General features: G+C 40.4%; 11 protein-coding genes. 7 read left to right on the top strand and 4 right to left on the bottom strand.

The window, feature by feature from the left end:
- Position 1: 1 nt before the first annotated feature.
- Complete coding sequence (locus ACO1XM_RS03650; protein ID WP_486225924.1) at positions 2-2,620, bottom strand: HzsA-related protein; 2,619 nt, start codon at positions 2,618-2,620, stop codon at positions 2-4.
- A gap of 626 nt (positions 2,621-3,246) precedes the next feature.
- Here ACO1XM_RS03650 and ACO1XM_RS03645 point away from each other — a divergent pair.
- Positions 3,247-3,618 carry a hypothetical protein gene (locus ACO1XM_RS03645; protein WP_486225922.1) on the top strand — a complete coding sequence of 124 codons (372 nt, stop codon included), beginning with the start codon at positions 3,247-3,249 and terminating at the stop codon, positions 3,616-3,618.
- A gap of 117 nt (positions 3,619-3,735) precedes the next feature.
- Entirely contained in the window at positions 3,736-3,900 is a 165-nt protein-coding gene (locus tag ACO1XM_RS03640; protein WP_486225920.1) for a hypothetical protein, read from the top strand.
- 204 nt (positions 3,901-4,104) lie between these two features.
- Here the strand turns inward: ACO1XM_RS03640 and ACO1XM_RS03635 are convergent, their stop codons facing one another.
- The 3 genes from ACO1XM_RS03635 to ACO1XM_RS03625 form a co-directional block, all read right to left on the bottom strand.
- Positions 4,105-4,674 carry a GNAT family N-acetyltransferase gene (locus ACO1XM_RS03635; RefSeq protein WP_486225918.1) on the bottom strand — a complete coding sequence of 190 codons (570 nt, stop codon included), beginning with the start codon at positions 4,672-4,674 and terminating at the stop codon, positions 4,105-4,107.
- Positions 4,675-4,881: 207 nt separating this feature from the next.
- Positions 4,882-6,201, bottom strand: coding sequence for a xylose isomerase (gene xylA / locus ACO1XM_RS03630; RefSeq protein ID WP_486225916.1), 1,320 nt, complete (start codon positions 6,199-6,201; stop codon positions 4,882-4,884).
- Positions 6,202-6,212: 11 nt separating this feature from the next.
- A complete protein-coding gene (locus ACO1XM_RS03625; protein WP_486225914.1) occupies positions 6,213-7,715 on the bottom strand; it encodes a xylulokinase in 1,503 nt (500 codons plus the stop codon).
- A gap of 253 nt (positions 7,716-7,968) precedes the next feature.
- Between ACO1XM_RS03625 and ACO1XM_RS03620 the strand changes: the two genes are divergently transcribed.
- The 5 genes from ACO1XM_RS03620 to ACO1XM_RS03600 all read left to right on the top strand — a co-directional run bounded on the left by ACO1XM_RS03620 (position 7,969) and on the right by ACO1XM_RS03600 (position 17,875).
- Entirely contained in the window at positions 7,969-11,082 is a 3,114-nt protein-coding gene (locus ACO1XM_RS03620; RefSeq protein WP_486225912.1) for a SusC/RagA family TonB-linked outer membrane protein, read from the top strand.
- Positions 11,083-11,087: 5 nt separating this feature from the next.
- Entirely contained in the window at positions 11,088-12,914 is a 1,827-nt protein-coding gene (locus tag ACO1XM_RS03615) for a RagB/SusD family nutrient uptake outer membrane protein (RefSeq protein WP_486225910.1), read from the top strand.
- Between the two features lie 61 nt (positions 12,915-12,975).
- Positions 12,976-15,570, top strand: a complete 2,595-nt coding sequence (locus ACO1XM_RS03610; RefSeq protein ID WP_486225908.1) for a glycosyl hydrolase 115 family protein — start codon at positions 12,976-12,978, stop codon at positions 15,568-15,570.
- A gap of 8 nt (positions 15,571-15,578) precedes the next feature.
- Positions 15,579-16,643 (top strand): glycoside hydrolase family 43 protein, encoded by a 1,065-nt coding sequence (locus tag ACO1XM_RS03605; protein WP_486225906.1) that lies wholly within the window; start codon positions 15,579-15,581, stop codon positions 16,641-16,643.
- Between the two features lie 137 nt (positions 16,644-16,780).
- A complete protein-coding gene (locus ACO1XM_RS03600; RefSeq protein WP_486225904.1) occupies positions 16,781-17,875 on the top strand; it encodes an endo-1,4-beta-xylanase in 1,095 nt (364 codons plus the stop codon).
- Positions 17,876-17,877: the final 2 nt, after the last annotated feature.

The following is a 17,877-nucleotide window of genomic DNA, read 5'->3' as shown; positions in this document are numbered from 1 at the left end:
ATTATTCAATGACCAACATTTTATTTGAGATGACTTTGCCTGCTACTTCAAGTGAACATATATACATTCCTGTCAGACTTCCATTTTTAACACTTTCCTTTGCATTCCACATTATTTTATGGATTCCTGCTTCCTGCCTTCCGTTAACAAGAACAGATACTACTTGGCCGGTCGTGTTGTAAATGCGCAACGTTACATGTGCACTCTTTTCAATAGCATACTTTATTTCTGTAGAGATCGAAAACGGGTTTGGATAGTTAGCATACAAACGGAATCCATCTGCGCTGGTCTCACCATTTGGAATTGAGGTGACAAGGTCATTTAAATCAGTTTTCCAAACACGCAATAGTTCACGCAGTGCTTCTGGTTTGTTCTGAGGAACATCATTATTCGCCTTAGACTTTCCATTAATACCATGGCAACCAGCACAAGTCCTTACTTCTCCAGGTGCAAAAGTTACCCATTGTCTTTCCCGAACAATTGGCTCTTTAGTTGGAGAAAGTGTTTGCCAAGTCATCGCTCTGGTAGCAGGGACAAAGGCTGCAATTGATCCATCACTTGCAATTTTTACACTACCGGCTGGTGCATTGGGATCAAGCAGGTTAGTACTTTCTATGCTCGTATTCTGCGGAGTGTTATGCATGGGTGTTGCTAACACACGTCTGCCTGGTTTACCTTGTCTGTAGCCACGTACAACATCTGCCTGAAAAATCTGAAAGTGCGAAATATCATATACTTTACCCTGCTTAGGTATAGTTGAAACGCCTCCAGGTACTCTTAAATTGAAGGGTTGCTGTAGATCAGCTGCATCGCGTTCAGTCGCATTTCTGATCACGATTAACGCCAAGTTCCTTTCTCTCATCCATGTACGAAGTTCCTCTTCATTTACTTGTTCCTCTGCAATTACCTGCTTTTCAATATCTTCAATTTTAGAAGGAATCTTAGTGGGGCGGTTACGGGGGGTAATTTCTACAACGTCCACTTCATTCATTTTCACAAAAGTGCGTAATGGAGTTGCTGCATCGCTGTGATATACAATTTCTCTCTCAATACCATTTCCTGTAAATCTTTCACCTGCTATATGTTCAGTATCACCAGGGGTTGCATTTGCCTTTATCATTTTTGCAATTTGAAAATGATAGGGTTTAGTTGAACTGAATAAATCAGACTGAGTAGCAAATGAAACCAACATAGTGCCGTTCATAAGCATCAGAGGATTGCGGAAATGACCTTTATTGTTAGCACTATTATCTATGGCAGCATTTGTCCAGTCAATTATTTCCATATCCTGCGGGTTAAAACCTATGGGCATGGTAAATTCAAAAATTCTGCCCGATGCAAATCGCTTAAATTCTCTGGACCACGTTCCATAAAAAGTTCCTTGTCTGCCAGGTCGTGGATCTTCTTTTAATTGAAATATACCGGCATCTGAGCTAACAGTACCATGGTATTTGTTCTTAGTAAGGCTTGAGAAATTTTCACTAAGATTAGGATCATCTTTTTTCGAAGGTGCCAGATACAATCCACCAAATTCATGTCTACCGGCATGGTTCATCGTCTGGTGACCTTCTCCATCCTCCGACATTTCCCAAATTAAAAATTCGTTAAAATCATGAAGTGATTCATTGGGATCGCGTGTTGGATCTTCCGCAGATAAGGCTTCAGGAAAAAGCTCATACGGAACACCCCTTGCATCGGCAAAAGGTTTGCCGTCCTTAATCTGAGGTGCTACAATGGGCTGAGCATTGGCTGCCTCACTAGCAAATGTTTTAATCTGATAATCATTAGAACCAAACCTTGTTTCATCCGCTTGTTGATCTCGCTTTAGGTGCTCCCAACGTGTAGATAGAATACGACCATCCGAAGCTAAAAACAAATCAGTGTCACCACTGGGTGAGTGACTGAGGTGAACCACAGTCCCTGTTACTGGATTTAACTTGTAAATTCCAGTGTTAATCGGTGTTGATTCATATTCGTCTAAGGCAGGATAGGCATGTGTCAAATTAAAAAGAGGGGCATCACTTGTAAAAATAATCTGATCATCCGATCCGTAAATTGGTGAAATATTATTGTAGTCAGGTTGTCCACTTACTTTTACAATATTTGCAACCTGGCCTTGCTGCACAACTGCATCTAAGTTAGTGATCTCGTAAATCTGCCATTTATTACTTTGATATGAAATATCAAATCTTCTCAAAGGGCCACCAATAACCATTGAGAATAAAGCTCGCTTACCGCTCCAGTGAATGGTTGGCTGACGAACAGCAATGGCATTTTCGGCTTGGATTTGCCCACTGGCAACACCAAAACCGGCTTCTGCTGTAAGAAATCGTATTGTTCCATCAGTGTTCATCAAACACAAATCGCCTCCCCTGGGAGCAGATTCCATATCCGTTAAATGGTTGCCAAATGTTTCCATTTGATGACCATACGAAGTACTTGTGTGCATTGGGGGTGGAACTAGGGCAAAAAGCAAAGGGTTATCAAGAATGACAGCCTTGTCCCTAATACTTTTTGATGTTGCTGAAGTAAACAAAACAAGTAACGAAGTAAGCGCTAATGCCAACAAGCTTCGTATTCTTTTCTGTGTCAGTTTTTTTTCGTGTAGAATTGCTTTCATAGAAATTGGTCAATAATGATTGGCAACTTCACTAGAAAGTAAAAAAAACGGAATAGTACTTTAGTACTGAATTATTCTTGCGTGTGTATAATCGAGTTCTTTAGAGCATGATCATCTAAGCTCAATGTGGAATAAGTGTTTCTACACAAATCATTGGTGATTCAATAAAATGATGCTTAAGTACTATTTAAACAATTTAATATTATTTACTACTTTGAAAGTTGTTGAAAGGTTAATTGCTATTTGTAAATCAAGTATACAACACCATCTATTAAAATAAAGAATAGAAGATGGTTATTAACCTTTCTGATGAATAGGACGAATTTATTTTGCAGATTAAAAAAATCATCCTTCTACCGTGAGCATAAGTGTCGATACGAATAAACGAGCAATAGTTTAAACTATCGAATAGCGAATTATCATTTTCTGTGGCATCATTAATCTTGAGAAAAAATATTGTCGATTATACATAACAAAAAAGAGAATCGTAATCATTCATTTTTAATTACATTAAAATAATTTAGATATGAATATTCAAGATCTATAAGTTATAGTCCAGCTCAACATTTTTTTTTCTTCTTTAAATAACTAACAACTTTTCGGACCCAAACAGTGTATAATCTACTATGATCCGTATAATTCTTACCCTACTGGCAACATTCATGTTATACCAATGTTGCACTAAAGATGAAAAAGAGTATTATAAATTAACAGATAAGGATAGACAGGTTGTACCCTATCATGATCAACAGGTTTTAAAATTTCGGAATAATGTTAACAATACAATAGACGAAGTCACGGTTAGCGTTTCCGAATTTTCTAATGACTTTGATTACAGCATGTGCGGTGGGGAGTGTTGTGATATATGGAAGAATATTGAATTAAAGATTATAGAGTTTAATTCAGCAACCCGGCAAGAATTGTTTCCAACTCTTGTTATTAATCCATATACTAAGAAAATAATGTTTTATACATGGCTTGATTTTGATAGAGAATAAGACTGGTTACCAGAAGGTGCAGACATCTCATACAACGATGAATACTTTCTTGAGTGCCTTCCTGAAAATTGTGAACAATCAATTGATATTGGAACTGCTCATTTCGAATCAGTAAACATGCTTCGAACGCCAGGACCAGGCAGTACTGCTTCGGTATATGAAGCTTTCATCTATCATTATACAAAAGATGAAGGAATTCTTAAGATTACACATGAAATCTCGGAATATCGTGGAAACCAAATGGTTGTCATTTCAAGTGATGAATACTTTGCGGTATTGTAACTACTTCTTTGCGTAGGCTATAATAGTAAATTCGAAACCCATCATTCTGATATTCGAATACTTTTCATTTAAAAGCGCATATTATAAGGAAAACAAACTGAATTGATCTTATTAATGCAAACCTAGTTTTTATTGAATCTTTCTGCTTTAACAGTTTTAAGCATTCAATGCTTTCTAATAATCAATAGTTTGTAATGTGACCAACTATATCCTACGCAGTTGATATAGGGTATAACCCAAATCAAAAGTTCTCACCATTTCAAAACCCAGTCTAGAATAAAAGGGCAGATTTCTTTCCATGGATGTCTCCAGGTAAATTGGCCTATGCACCCTTTCATATTCCATAAGTACTTCGTTCATAAAAGAGGTGCCTATTCCATTTCCCTGCTGCATTGGATGCACTCCCACAAACCATAAATAAGCGATTGTATCTTTAGGGTAACTTGCCTTGATGGTTGCTTCACGTTCCATTACAAGTTTAACGCGATTAAGCCCTATGGCGCCAATCGCTAATTTGAGGTCCCAGAAAAGTGCTTGAAAAGAAAAATATTTTTTATCAGGCAATAAAACAAGGGCACAAGCCAGATGATTGTCATCAATCCATACTTCACCAAAGGCTTGGCACATATTAAAAGAGTAGTCCATGAGCATTCTGATACGCTCTACCCTTTTCTGATCTTGCTTTACTACATAGTTAACGCTTTTATTATCGTTAAAGGATTGCGTGAGTAAATCCAGAATGAAGTGTTTATCGTTGTTGGTAGCCTTGCGCATAACTCATGGGAAACACAAAGATACTAACGATTCGTATGAAAGCGGAGAAGGTAGTTTTTAAGATAACCAATTGGGGAGGCTAAACTAACAAAAGCCCCCCCGTTCAGTCTACTAAAATCGATACAACTTGAAGCAACATAAGTGCAATAAAATCAATTACTTATATCGCATGAATAAACGCTGTTGTTCCAATCAAATTCAAGCTCTTTAAATAAATTGATTAATCAGGTTTTCATAATATTCTTGCTTGCCACTCAGTGCTTCCGGTTCACCATTTTTCAAGGCAAGAGAACGCAGATCGCCTAAACCAAGTTTACCCTGCTCAAACTGCTTACCTTTACCACTATCGAATGATGCATATCGTTCTTTGCGCAATGACATGTATTCGCCATCGTCCAGTATTGCTTGTGCGGTAAGGAGCGCTCGGGCAAACATATCCATGCCACCAATGTGTGCATAGAATATGTCTTTCAAGTCAGTTGAATTTCTGCGTGTTTTTGCATCGAAGTTGATACCACCTGTTTTTAATCCACCGGCCTGCAAGAACACTAACATGGCTTCAGTAAGCTCATAAATGTTGTTCGGAAACTGATCGGTATCCCAACCATTTTGATAATCGCCACGGTTAGCATCAATACTGCCTAACATGTTAGCATTGGCAGCTACTTGCAGTTCGTGCTGGAAAGTATGTAACGCCAGCGTAGCATGGTTCACTTCAATGTTCAATTTGAAATCATCCATTAAATCAAATTCACGTAAAAAGGCAATTACTGTAGCTGAATCAAAATCGTATTGATGCTTTGATGGCTCCATCGGTTTAGGCTCAATTAAGAAAGTACCTTTAAAGCCATTCTTCCTTCCATAATCCCGTGCCGCAGTCAGGAATTTAGCGAGGTGCTCCTGCTCGCGTTTCATGTCTGTATTTAATAACGACATATAACCTTCTCTACCACCCCAGAATACATAATTAGCACCACCCAATGCAATGGTTGCGTCAAGTGCATTCTTTACTTGTAGACCTGCGTGGCAAACCACATCGAAATTCGGGTTAGTGGCTGCGCCATTCATGTAGCGTGGATGCGAAAACAAATTGGCTGTACCCCAAAGTAATCGCAGATCACTTGCTTTCTGCTTTTGTTTGGCATAGTCTACAATTTTTTCCAGACGCTGCTCAGATTCTTTCAATGTTGGTGCTTCGTCTACTAAATCATAATCGTGGAAGCAATAGAATTTTATTCCAAGCTTGGCAGCAAATTCAAATGCCGCATCCATTTTATCGTAAGCGCGTTGCATCGGGTCGCTGTGCTGAAGCCATGGGTAATTTTTCGTACCTGGGCCAAAAGGATCACCACCAGTACCACAGAAGGTATGCCAGTAGGCCACTGCGTAACGTAAGTGCTCTTCCATGGTTTTCTTACCTACTTTTTTCTTGGCGTTATAATATTTGAACGCAAAGGGATTTTTAGATTCCTTTCCTTCAAATTTTATGGTAGGGATATCTTTAAAAAATTTACTTGTTGTTTTCATAATGAGTGGTTCTACTGGTTTTCAAGTTGTTTAGTTAAAATTGTTTTCCATTCAGCATAAGCTTCAATATAGGCAGGTTGCGTAGCCGCAGCCGGTTCAAAGCTTTTTATGCAGCTTAAACTACTAAAGGCCTCGTTTGTATTTTTATAATGACCAATCCCCATACCGGCACCGCGCGCAGCACCTTGCGATCCGTCCGTATTGTATAACTCCAGCCGTGCACCTGTAACATTAGCAAAGGTTTCACAGAATAGATCACTGAGAAACATGTTAGCATGACCGGCACGTATTACACTAGACTCAACACCTAATTGATTTAAAATTTCAAATCCATAGCCAAGTGCGAATACAATCCCCTCTTGCACAGCCCTGCATAAGTGCGCATGGCCGTGACGATTCAAATCAAGTCCGTTAAAACTGGCACCAATGTCTTTATTTCTGAAGATACGTTCAGCACCATTACCGAAAGGAAGCACTTGCAGTTTATCAGCACCAATAGGCGCCTGGTTGGCGAGCGCATTCATGTCTTTATAACTGATGTTTTGTCCTGCAAACAGATTTTTACGCAGCCAGCTATTCATAATGCCAGTACCATTCACACACATGAGTACACCATAACGTTTATCTTCTTCGGTATGGTTAACATGTACAAAAGTGTTTACACGCGAAAGCTTGTCGGCAAGTGGTTCTTTCACGATACCATAGATAACGCCAGAAGTACCAGCCGTGGAAGCAATCTCACCCGGATGAAGTGTGTGTAAGGAGAAGGCGTTGTTTGGTTGGTCGCCAGCTCTATAACTAATGGGCACTCCTTCTTTTAGCCCCAGCGCGCTTGCAGCTGTAGCTGACAAGCGCCCCTGATCTGAAAAAGTGGGTAAGGCTTCTGCGGCCAGGGCCTGGTCAATGCCCAGATAATTAAAGAGCCGCTCGGGTGTTGTTTTCTTCTGGTAGTCCCACATAATGCCTTCCGATAAACCTGAAACAGTGGTGGCAATTCTTCCCGTCAGCTTAAAGGCGAGGTAGTCACCGGGTAGCATTACTTTATGTATACTATTATATATAGAGGGTTCATTATCCTTTACCCATTTCAATTTGGCTATTGTGAAATTACCTGGTGAATTCAGCAGGCGCTCCATACAATAAAGTTCACCAAGCTGATTGAAGGCATCCTCTCCTATTTTAACAGCGCGGCTATCACACCAGATAATGGCAGGACGTAGCACCTCACCTTTTTTATCGACCACCACCAAACCATGCATTTGATAAGAGATACCAATGGCCAAAATTGAATCAGGCTTAGCATCTGCACGTTTGCAAATGGCGCGCACGGCAGTAACGGCATTTTCCCACCAGCCATTAGGGTCTTGTTCCGCCCAGCCGTGGCGCGGACTACTGATCTCCATTTCCTGCTGGGGGGAGAAAGCAAATCCAGCAGATTTGCCCGTGTCAGCATCTATAAGCGATGCTTTTACAGAGGAACTTCCTACATCGATTCCTAATAAATAGTGGGCCATAACTTAAAAACCAGTCTAAAAAGTGAGTATTTCAGTGCTTCAAGATACTGTGAAAGGCACAAATATCCATATTTTATGTAAATCGGTTGCATTAAATTATGTCTATTCTATGGCAAAAAACCGATTTCTAGAAAAAAAATAATGCAATCGGTTGCATGATTAGAATTATTCTCAGACATTAGTACTACCCTATCGGCCCAAACGCTGGGGTGCCTGACTAAACATAAACATTGAACAACTCAAAAACCACGTTATGAAGAAAGTACTACTGCGATTGCTCACGCCCCCAGCAGCGCTTACCGGAACGATCCGGTATCTGTTGGCCACTTTAACACTCGTTTTACTGTCGGTTTCCATACAGGCTCAAAGCCTTGTAAAGGGTACTGTAACAGATGAGAGCGGTGTTGGTATGCCCGGGGTAAACATTGTCATTAAAGGGACAACTTCTGGTACAACAACCGATTCTGATGGAAAATATTCCATCCAAGTTTCTGGTAATCAGATTGTACTTGTCTACTCATTCATTGGTCATGTTACACAAGAACAAACGGTGAATGGACGCACTCTTATTGATGTTTCAATGCCCTTTAGCGCCAGTGAGCTAAGCGAGGTTATTGTAGTTGGTTACGGAACGCAAAAAAAGAGTGATATCACTGGATCAATTGTCAGTGTCAATAGCGAATCATTAAGAGAAGTTCCAGTTGCCAATATTTCGCAAGCGCTTCAAGGTAGAGCTGCCGGTGTAGAAATTAACTCAACTTCATCAAGACCAGGTGCCGGAGCCCAAATTCGCATTCGTGGTAGCCGATCACTTTCTGCTACCAATGATCCCCTCATTGTATTAGATGGTATTCCTTTTAGTGGTACAATTAATGACGTTAATCCAAGTGACATTGTTTCGCTTGATGTTTTAAAAGATGCTTCTGCTACAGCCATTTATGGTTCCAGAGGTTCTAATGGTGTAATCCTGATCACTACAAGACGTGGTAAAAGTGGTAAAGCGCAACTATTCTATGATGGATATTATGGTGTATCAAATGTTATCGGTAAGTACGATGTATACAATGGTGTAGAATTTGACGCTTTCAGAGATGCCGCTGTTGCTGCTGGTGCAGCTTATGTGCCTACAGCGGATGAAGTAGCAAATCTTGCTGCCGGAAGACAAACTGACTGGCAAGACGAGCTTTACAAAAGCGGATATATCACTAATCACTCTATTGGAACAAGTGGTGGAACGGATGAAACGCAATTTGCAATCTCTGCCGGCTACTTTAAGCAAACTACCGTACTACCAGGTCAGGCATTCTCTCGTTATTCCTTATCTGGTGTAATCGATCAGAAGATTGGTGAGCGCATTAAGATCGGATTAAATACTATGAACTCATTTAATATTAATGATGGTGAGGGTGTAAGCCCCATGTTCTCGATTTTGACACTTAGTCCACTCTATAGTGCCCGCAACCCTGATGGTACTATATTAGAACAACCAGCCCTTGGAAGCGCAAACCCTGAAACACGTAATCCCTTATTGATCTACAGAGACAACACTTGGAAACAGCAAAGAAGAAGATTAAGAACTTTCAATAGTCTTTATTCGGAAGTGAAATTAGCTGAAGGCTTTAAGTACAGAATCAATTTAGGTCTGGATCTTTTCCAGGATAATTATGGTCAGTATGTTGGTTCTAATACCCCTTTTGCAAATGGAGGTACTAATACAGCGGATGTAGAAAATACAAATAGCTGGAGCTACACTATAGAGAATCTTCTCTTATATGAAAAGACTTTCGCTGAAAAACATAAGTTGGGATTAACAGGTCTTTTCAGTGTTCAGGAAACTGAAGATTACAGAAGTGGCGCTAACGCCAACACCTTACCTGCTGATTATACTTTTTACTACAATCTTGGTCTAGGTAATGTTACTTCTGTACCTGCCGGTGTTTCTTATTACGCAAAATCCGGACTACTCTCTTATATGGGTAGAGTAAACTACACTTTCTCTGACCGCTATTTAGTTACCGCCACAGCACGTGCAGACGGATCTTCAAGACTTGCAGAAGGTAATAAGTGGTTCTACTACCCCGCTCTTGCACTTGGCTGGATAATTAGTAATGAATCTTTCATGAATAGCCAGGATGTTGTTTCTTCACTTAAACTACGTTTCGGAACTGGCCGCACTTCAAATCAGGCGGTTAATCCTTATGCTTCATTAGGCTCTCTGACTTCAGAACCTTATAACTATGGTAATAGTGGTCTGTATGGTTTTTATGTAAATGCCTTACCCAATCCTGATTTACGTTGGGAGTTTACAACCACGACCAATGTTGCGCTTGATTTTGGATTATTCCAAAACAGATTAACAGGTACCGTTGAACTTTATAAACAAAATACCGAAGACATTTTGCAGCGTGTTAGTTTACCCAACACATCGGGTGTAGCCTCTGTTGTTAAAAATGTTGGTAAGACAGAGAATAAAGGTTTTGAGCTTATGCTGAACAGCGTAAACGTTGAGAGCAGTGAAACAGGAGGTTTTAACTGGTACACAGATTTAAATATTTTCCTTAACAGAAATCAAGTTGTTGAATTGGCCAATGGTGTGAAGCAAGACATTACTAATGGCTGGCATGTTGGCCACCCTATAGATGCCATTTTTGATTATGAGAAAATTGGTGTTTGGCAAACTGGTGAGACCGGTGCCCCTGCAGGCTTTAATACAGGCGAAATAAAAATCAAGGATCAGAATACAGATAATAATGGTGACGGTGAAATTGATGGTCCTGATGGTATTATCGATGCAAAGGATCGTGTCATCCTGGGAAGCGCGCAAGCCAAGTGGTCTGGTGGTTTAACCAATCGTTTCACGTACAAAGGCTTCGATCTTTCAGTGGTGCTCTTCTGGAGAGTAGGTGGTATGTTGGTAAGCACATTCTATCAATCAAATATTTCCAACCCTATCAATTCATTAGAGGGAAGAAGAAATGGACCTAAGGTAGACTACTGGACACCCACCAATCCTACTAATGCTTATCCAAGTCCAGGTCTTGGTCAGGTTCCTGATTTCGGTTCTACATTGGGTTATTTTGATGCCTCTTACTTAAAAATCAGAACAATGTCACTTGGATACAATTTACCAGCGAGCTGGTTAGGTAAAACAGGTATCAGCACATGCCACTTGTATGTTCAGGCACAAAATCCATTCAAAGCCTTTTTCTCCGACTATGTTAAAGAGGGTGGTTTAGATCCTGAAACATCTGGTGCAGGTGGTTCTGTAACGGAAGGCTTTGGTCCTAACGGAACAAATCGATTAACGGTGCAGCCTAATACCCCTCCCACCAAATCATTTATTGTTGGCATTAACATTAAATACTAATACTCATGAAATCAACTGTTAAAAAATATATTACTATCGCCTGCACGTTGCTTGCGGTATTAACCATCGGTTGTAACGATGTGTTGGATGAACAACCGCGATCTGCATTGGTTCCTGATTTCTTTAAGACAGGTCAGGGTTTAAATGCAGGTATTACAGCTGCCTATGCTTCCTTCCGCTACTTTTATGCTAATGAAGGTGGTATGAACACAACTGTTTATGGAACCGATGAGTTTACCCATGGTCAGCAACAGACCAATCCTATCTTGAGTGTTTACGGACCGCAATTAAATCCTTCCAATGCCAGTGGTCCGGCATGGGCACGCGCCTACCCTGCCATCAATACCTGTAATGGTATTGTAGATCTGGGTTCTGCTGCAACAGACTTGACTTTAGCGCAGCGTAACGCACTGATTGCAGAAGCTAAATTTATAAGAGCACAATGGTATTTTATTCTGGTTCAAACCTATGGTGGTGCTTCATTGGATCTGGGATCTGGCCCACTTCGTTTCAATTCAAACACAACCAGCTTTGCAACAAGAGCAACATTAGCTGATACTTATGCAGCGATTATTCAAGATCTTGTTGATATCACGGATGGTGCTAACAATGATGATCTGCCATCAGCTAAACCTACTACAACACCCGGAAGAGTTTGGCGTGCCAGTGCTCTTCATTTATTGTCGAAGGTTTACCTGACCCGTGCTTATACTTCAGTAGCTGTAGCCGGAGATTTCCAAAATGCATATACCACCGCTATGGATTTAATCAACAACAGTGCTGCTTATGGTGTGTCTCTATTGCCTAACTACGCAAGTGTACATCAGGAAGGGAACGAGAACAATGCAGAAACATTATTTCAGGTAAACTGGATTGATAATACTACTTTCAACAATAACACAGCTTTTGGTGGCCCTGCTTATCAGAACGTTAGTTTGTTTTTGTTCCGTTGCTTTTATAATCAGAACGTACCAGGAATGGTGAGGGATATTGCCAATGGGCGTTCTTTCGTTCGCTACAAACCTACGGCTTGGCTGTTGAATGATGCTTTCGCAGATAAGATCAATGATACACGATATAATAAGTCATTTCAAACCGTTTGGTATGTTAACTCCACTACAACTTTAAATCCAAAAGGTCTTGCCTTGGGTGACACGGCTATGTGGGTTGTACCTAATCATTTGGCTGCAGCTGTTGAACCTACAAAAGACAGCAGACGTTACGTTGTGTTCTTACCAAACTCCGCTACAAATCCTGGTACCTACTTTGGAGCAAGTGGCGCTGGTTATGCTGATTATGCCGGCTATTATAATGGTCAGAATAAATATTATCCAAGTCTTAGAAAATTCAATTCAACTCAGCCACGCTCTGGCAATGACGTGAATATTGCTTCGGTACGACCTTTCATTGTCTATCGCTTTGCTGAAACGTATTTGATTGCTGCAGAAGCTGGTCTTCAATCTGGACAGCCCTTAGCGGATATGGCCAACCTGATCAATGTGGTAAGAAGTCGCGCTGGTGACACAGCTCCTGCGAAAGCTGCATTGACAGCAACAACCTTGGCTGATTTAACCGCACGAGGTATTGACTACATTCTTGACGAACGTGCACGTGAATTGTGCGGAGAGCAAATGAGATGGTTCGATTTAGTTCGCACTGGAAAACTGATTGAAAGATTGGCATTGTACAATAGCCTACCAGCAAGACCGGGAGCTCAGGTGCCTAATCCACTACCGCATCATATCTTAAGACCTATTCCACAATCGCAAATTGATGCAAGTGTTGATCCAAACTCAGCAGATGGTAAGTATCCACAGAATCCTAATTATTAGATAGTTTGTTTAGTTTTAGTTAGAGGAGGGCGCTAATGCCCTCTTCTTTTTCCTATACACCATGAGAATATTCGTTTCCAGCCTTGCCATTATTATTTCTATCAGCTTGCTGCAATCACCATGCAAAGCGCAGATTCCTAATAGCAAGGTTAGCAGCCATAATGCAGGAAATAACTTTGCATTATTAGTTGCTGGTGAAGCTGTACCGATTCTCACCTCTAACACTGACCATCTTGGTGTTCTGTATGCGCTCAAAAATCTACAACAAGATATTAAAGCGGTAACCGATAAACAGCCAGCACTTGTGTTCGATAAATTACCAAAATCAAAAACTGTTATTCTTGCTGGCACTATTGGTAAGAATAGTTTTATCGATCAACTCATCACTTCAAATAAATTAGACGTTTCTGATGTAACCGGTAAATGGGAAAGGTATGTTATTCAGGTTATTGAAAAACCGTTTAAGGGTATTGACAGAGCTCTAGTCATTGCAGGAAGTGATAAGCGTGGAACCATTTTTGGTGTTTATGAAATCTCTAAACAAATCGGTGTATCACCCTGGAACTGGTGGGCTGATGTAACACCAACAAAAAACAAGAATGTGAGCATCGCTGCAGTAAGACAATATTCTGGCGAACCTGCAGTGAAATACAGAGGCATTTTTATTAATGATGAACAACCTGCTTTGGGTGGATGGGTAAAAGAAAATTATGGAGGCTTTAACAGTAAGTTCTACACCAAAGTATTTGAACTCATCCTTCGCCTGAAAAGCAATTTTTTGTGGCCTGCCATGTGGGGGCAAAGTTTCTATACTGAAGATCCGCTTAATCCTAAGCTGGCAGATGAATATGGTGTTGTCATCAGTACCTCCCATCATGAGCCCATGATGCGTGCCCATGTAGAGTGGCAACGCTACAATAAAGGCAAATGGAATTATGCTAGCAATGAAGCTGCCTTACGTGAATTCTGGCGCGAAGGCATCACACGCATGGGAAATTATGAAAGTGTGGTAACACTGGCCATGCGTGGTGATGGTGACGAACCGATGTCGGAAGACAGTAACATTGCTTTACTCCAAAAGATTGTTGAAGATCAGCGAGCCATCATCGAAGAAGTAACCAAACGTAAAGCCACTGAAACACCACAAGTGTGGGCCTTGTATAAAGAAGTACAGGACTATTATGACAAGGGTATGCGTGTACCGGATGATGTAACTTTATTGTTATGTGATGACAACTGGGGTAACATTCGGAAACTACCGCAAGTGGGAGAAAAACCAAGAGCTGGTGGTTATGGTATTTATTATCACTTTGACTACGTAGGCGGTCCACGTAACTATAAGTGGATCAATACCAATCCTATCGAACGTGTGTGGGAACAAATGCACCTGGCATATGAACACAAAGCTACTGAGCTCTGGATTGTTAATGTAGGCGATATCAAACCGATGGAATTCCCCATTTCTTTCTTTTTAGACTATGCTTGGAATCCAACTGCGGTCAAGGCAGATGATCTACTAACATATACTGAACAATGGTGTGCTCAGCAATTTGGGAATACCTATGCTAAGGAGATAGCGCCACTCCTGTCATTGTATTCAAAGTACAACGGACGCGTTAAACCAGAATTACTCAATGAAAAAACTTACAGTTTACAACATTACAATGAATTTGAAACAGTAGTAAAAGAGTATCAGCAATTAAAAACAAAAGCCGAAGCGCTTGCAAACAAACTGGACGCTTCAAAGCAAGAAGCATATTATCAATTGATACTTCACCCCATTATTGCTTGTGCTAATCTCTACGAATTGTATTACCATGTTGCACTCAATCATCAGGCGGCAGCCAATAACGATGCCAAGGCGAATGGATATGCAGATAAGGCTAAAGAGAATTACAAAAAAGATTCTTTGATTACCATTGAATATCACACACGCAACAATGGCAAATGGAACCACATGATGAGTCAGACACACATTGGTTATACCTACTGGCAACAACCTCCCTTTAACAAGATGCCTGAAGTTAAGTATGTAACAACCGGTAGCCTGCAAACAAACAAAGAAACTCGTTCATCGTTGGATGCATCTAAGCTTGTGCCGGCCTCTGATGCAAAGAATATATTCATTGAAAGAGACCAATACGTGTCCATCGAGGCCGATCATTATACCTATGCTTCCAACACCTCAGGAATAACCTGGCAAATATTGCCGAATCATGGGAAGACCGGCTCCGCCATCACTGCTTTCCCGGTTACGGCTCCAGAACAAACCTTATCATCAAGTTCACCACATCTGGCTTATGAATTCTATTCTTACAGTGCAGACACGGCAACATTACAGTTGTTCTTCTCGCCTACCCTTAACTTTCATCACCGCAAAGAGGGTTTGCAATACGCCATTTCTATTGACGATGAACAAGCCCAGATTTTCAGTCTGAATAAAGAGGACTCAGATCCACGGTATTGGAATAGATGGGCAGCTAATAATATTATCATGAAAACTTCATCTCACCAATTGGCAAAACCGGGTAAACACACCATTAAGTTTTGGATGATCCATGCGGGTCCTGTTTTACAAAAACTTGTACTTGATTTTGGTGGTGTAAAACCAAGTTACCTGGGACCACCTGAAACTATGTTTAACAACAAACAATAAAAAAAAACATGAACAGAATTAATCAATCACTTTTAACAATCGGTTTGGCCTCAACCTTATTATTTTCAGGATGTGCCAAAAAAGAAGGCACAGAAAACACTACTTCAACTGACTCCTTATTGTCACAACCATTGGTAAGTCATATATACACGGCCGATCCATCTGCCCATATATTTAATAATCGCATTTACATCTACCCTTCGCACGATATTGAAGCCGGTACGCCTGAGAATGATAACGGTGACCATTTTGATATGCGGGACTACCACATCCTTTCAATGGATTCAATTGGTGGCGAAGTGACTGATCATGGTATAGCGATTGATATTAAGGATATTCCTTGGGCAGGCAGACAATTATGGGCACCAGATGCCGCGTATGCGAACGAAACTTATTTTCTTTATTTTCCTGTAAAAGATAAGCAAGACATTTTTCGTATTGGTGTAGCCACCAGCACAAAACCAGAAGGACCTTTTATTGCTGAACCCGAGCCCATAGCCAAGAGTTATAGTATTGATCCATCTGTGTTTAAAGATGACGATGGCACTTTCTATATGTATTTTGGTGGCATTTGGGGCGGTCAGCTACAACGCTGGAATAACAATCAATACGATAGCGCTGGAGCGCTACGCAAAGCAGAAGAACTGGCTGTTCTTCCCAGAGTGGCTAAACTATCACCCGATATGAAGCAATTTGCGGAAGAGGTGAAAGAAATTAAACTGGTTGATGAAAATGGTAATCTGTTTACCGAAGCACAAAATGACAAACGCTTTTTTGAAGCTGCCTGGATGCATAAGTATAATGGTAAATATTATTTTAGCTACTCTACCGGTGACACACACTTTATTAACTATGCTATCGGTGATTCACCCTATGGACCATTTACCTACAAGGGTGTTGTGTTGCATCCCGTTCAAGGGTGGACCAATCACCACTCTATTGTAGCAATAAACAACAAATGGTATTTATTCTATCATGATGTGCAGCTTTCTGGAAAAACACATTTGCGTAATGTAAAGGTAACGGAACTGAAACATAATTCGGATGGAAGTATAGAAGCGATCAAACCTTAGGTATAAACAATAGACTCGCCACAGATATCACTGATATACACAGGAAGAGCAACCATCTTTGTGAACATTTGTGTAATCTGTGGCAAAAAAAAGAATAAAAGTGGAAACCCGTAACCCGTAACCCGTAATAAGTATCAATGGAAAAAATAATCATAAGAACCGCCCTTATCATTTTAGCTGCTTTTGTTTTGGCTTGTCAGCCAAAACAGGAGGTAAAAGATGATACAACGAAAGGACTAAAAGATTTTTATTCAGATTACTTCACTATCGGTGTGGCTGTTTCGCCTTGGGCTTTAAAAACAGACGAAGCACAACTTATTCGTCAGCATTTTAATAGCATGACTGCTGAAAACGCGATGAAGATGGGGCCTGTTCACCCAAAAGAAAATGAATACTATTGGTCACAGAGTGATTCTATTGTAGCTTTTGCCGAACGAAACAATATGAGGTTACGCGGTCACACATTATGTTGGCATAATCAAACACCCGATTGGATGTTTAAAGATGAAGCAGGAAACACAGTAAGTAAAGAAGTACTACTACAACGTTTAAAGGATCATATCACTGCAGTTGTATCAAGGTATAAAGGAAAGATTTATGCATGGGATGTAGTGAACGAAGCCATCTCCGACAAAGGTGATGAGTACCTGCGTGTTTCTCCATGGACTACAATCATTGGCGAAGAATTTATTGCCAAGGCATTCGAATATGCGCATGAAGCTGATCCAGATGCTTTATTATTCTACAACGACTACAATGAGATCAATCCAATTAAACGCGAAAAAATAATTCGCCTTGTAACAGATTTAAAAGCGGCCGGTGTACCTATTCACGGTGTTGGCTTGCAAGGACATTGGGCCGTTAATGAGCCTTCTTTTACGCAGCTCGATTCTACGCTCACTGATTTTGCAAAAACTGGTTTACAGCTACAAATCACTGAGCTTGATATTTCAGTATACCCTAAAGAACATCAGGCCAGAGATCGGAAAGCAGAAGATTACGATACTACCTTTACTTCCACTAAAGAGCAAGAACAAATTGAAATGTATAAAAGATGCTTTGAGCTTTTCAGGAAACATAAAGCATCCATCAGCAGCGTTACATTCTGGAATATTTCAGACAGACGTAGCTGGCTTGATGATTTTCCTGTCAGAGACAGAAAGGATTATCCATTGTTGTTTGATAAAGCACTCAAACCCAAAAAGGCTTATTTCGAAGTAATTAAATTTTAAGC

Source organism: Chryseotalea sp. (assembly GCF_057350905.1).
This window is presented reverse-complemented; position numbering and strand designations above follow the sequence as displayed.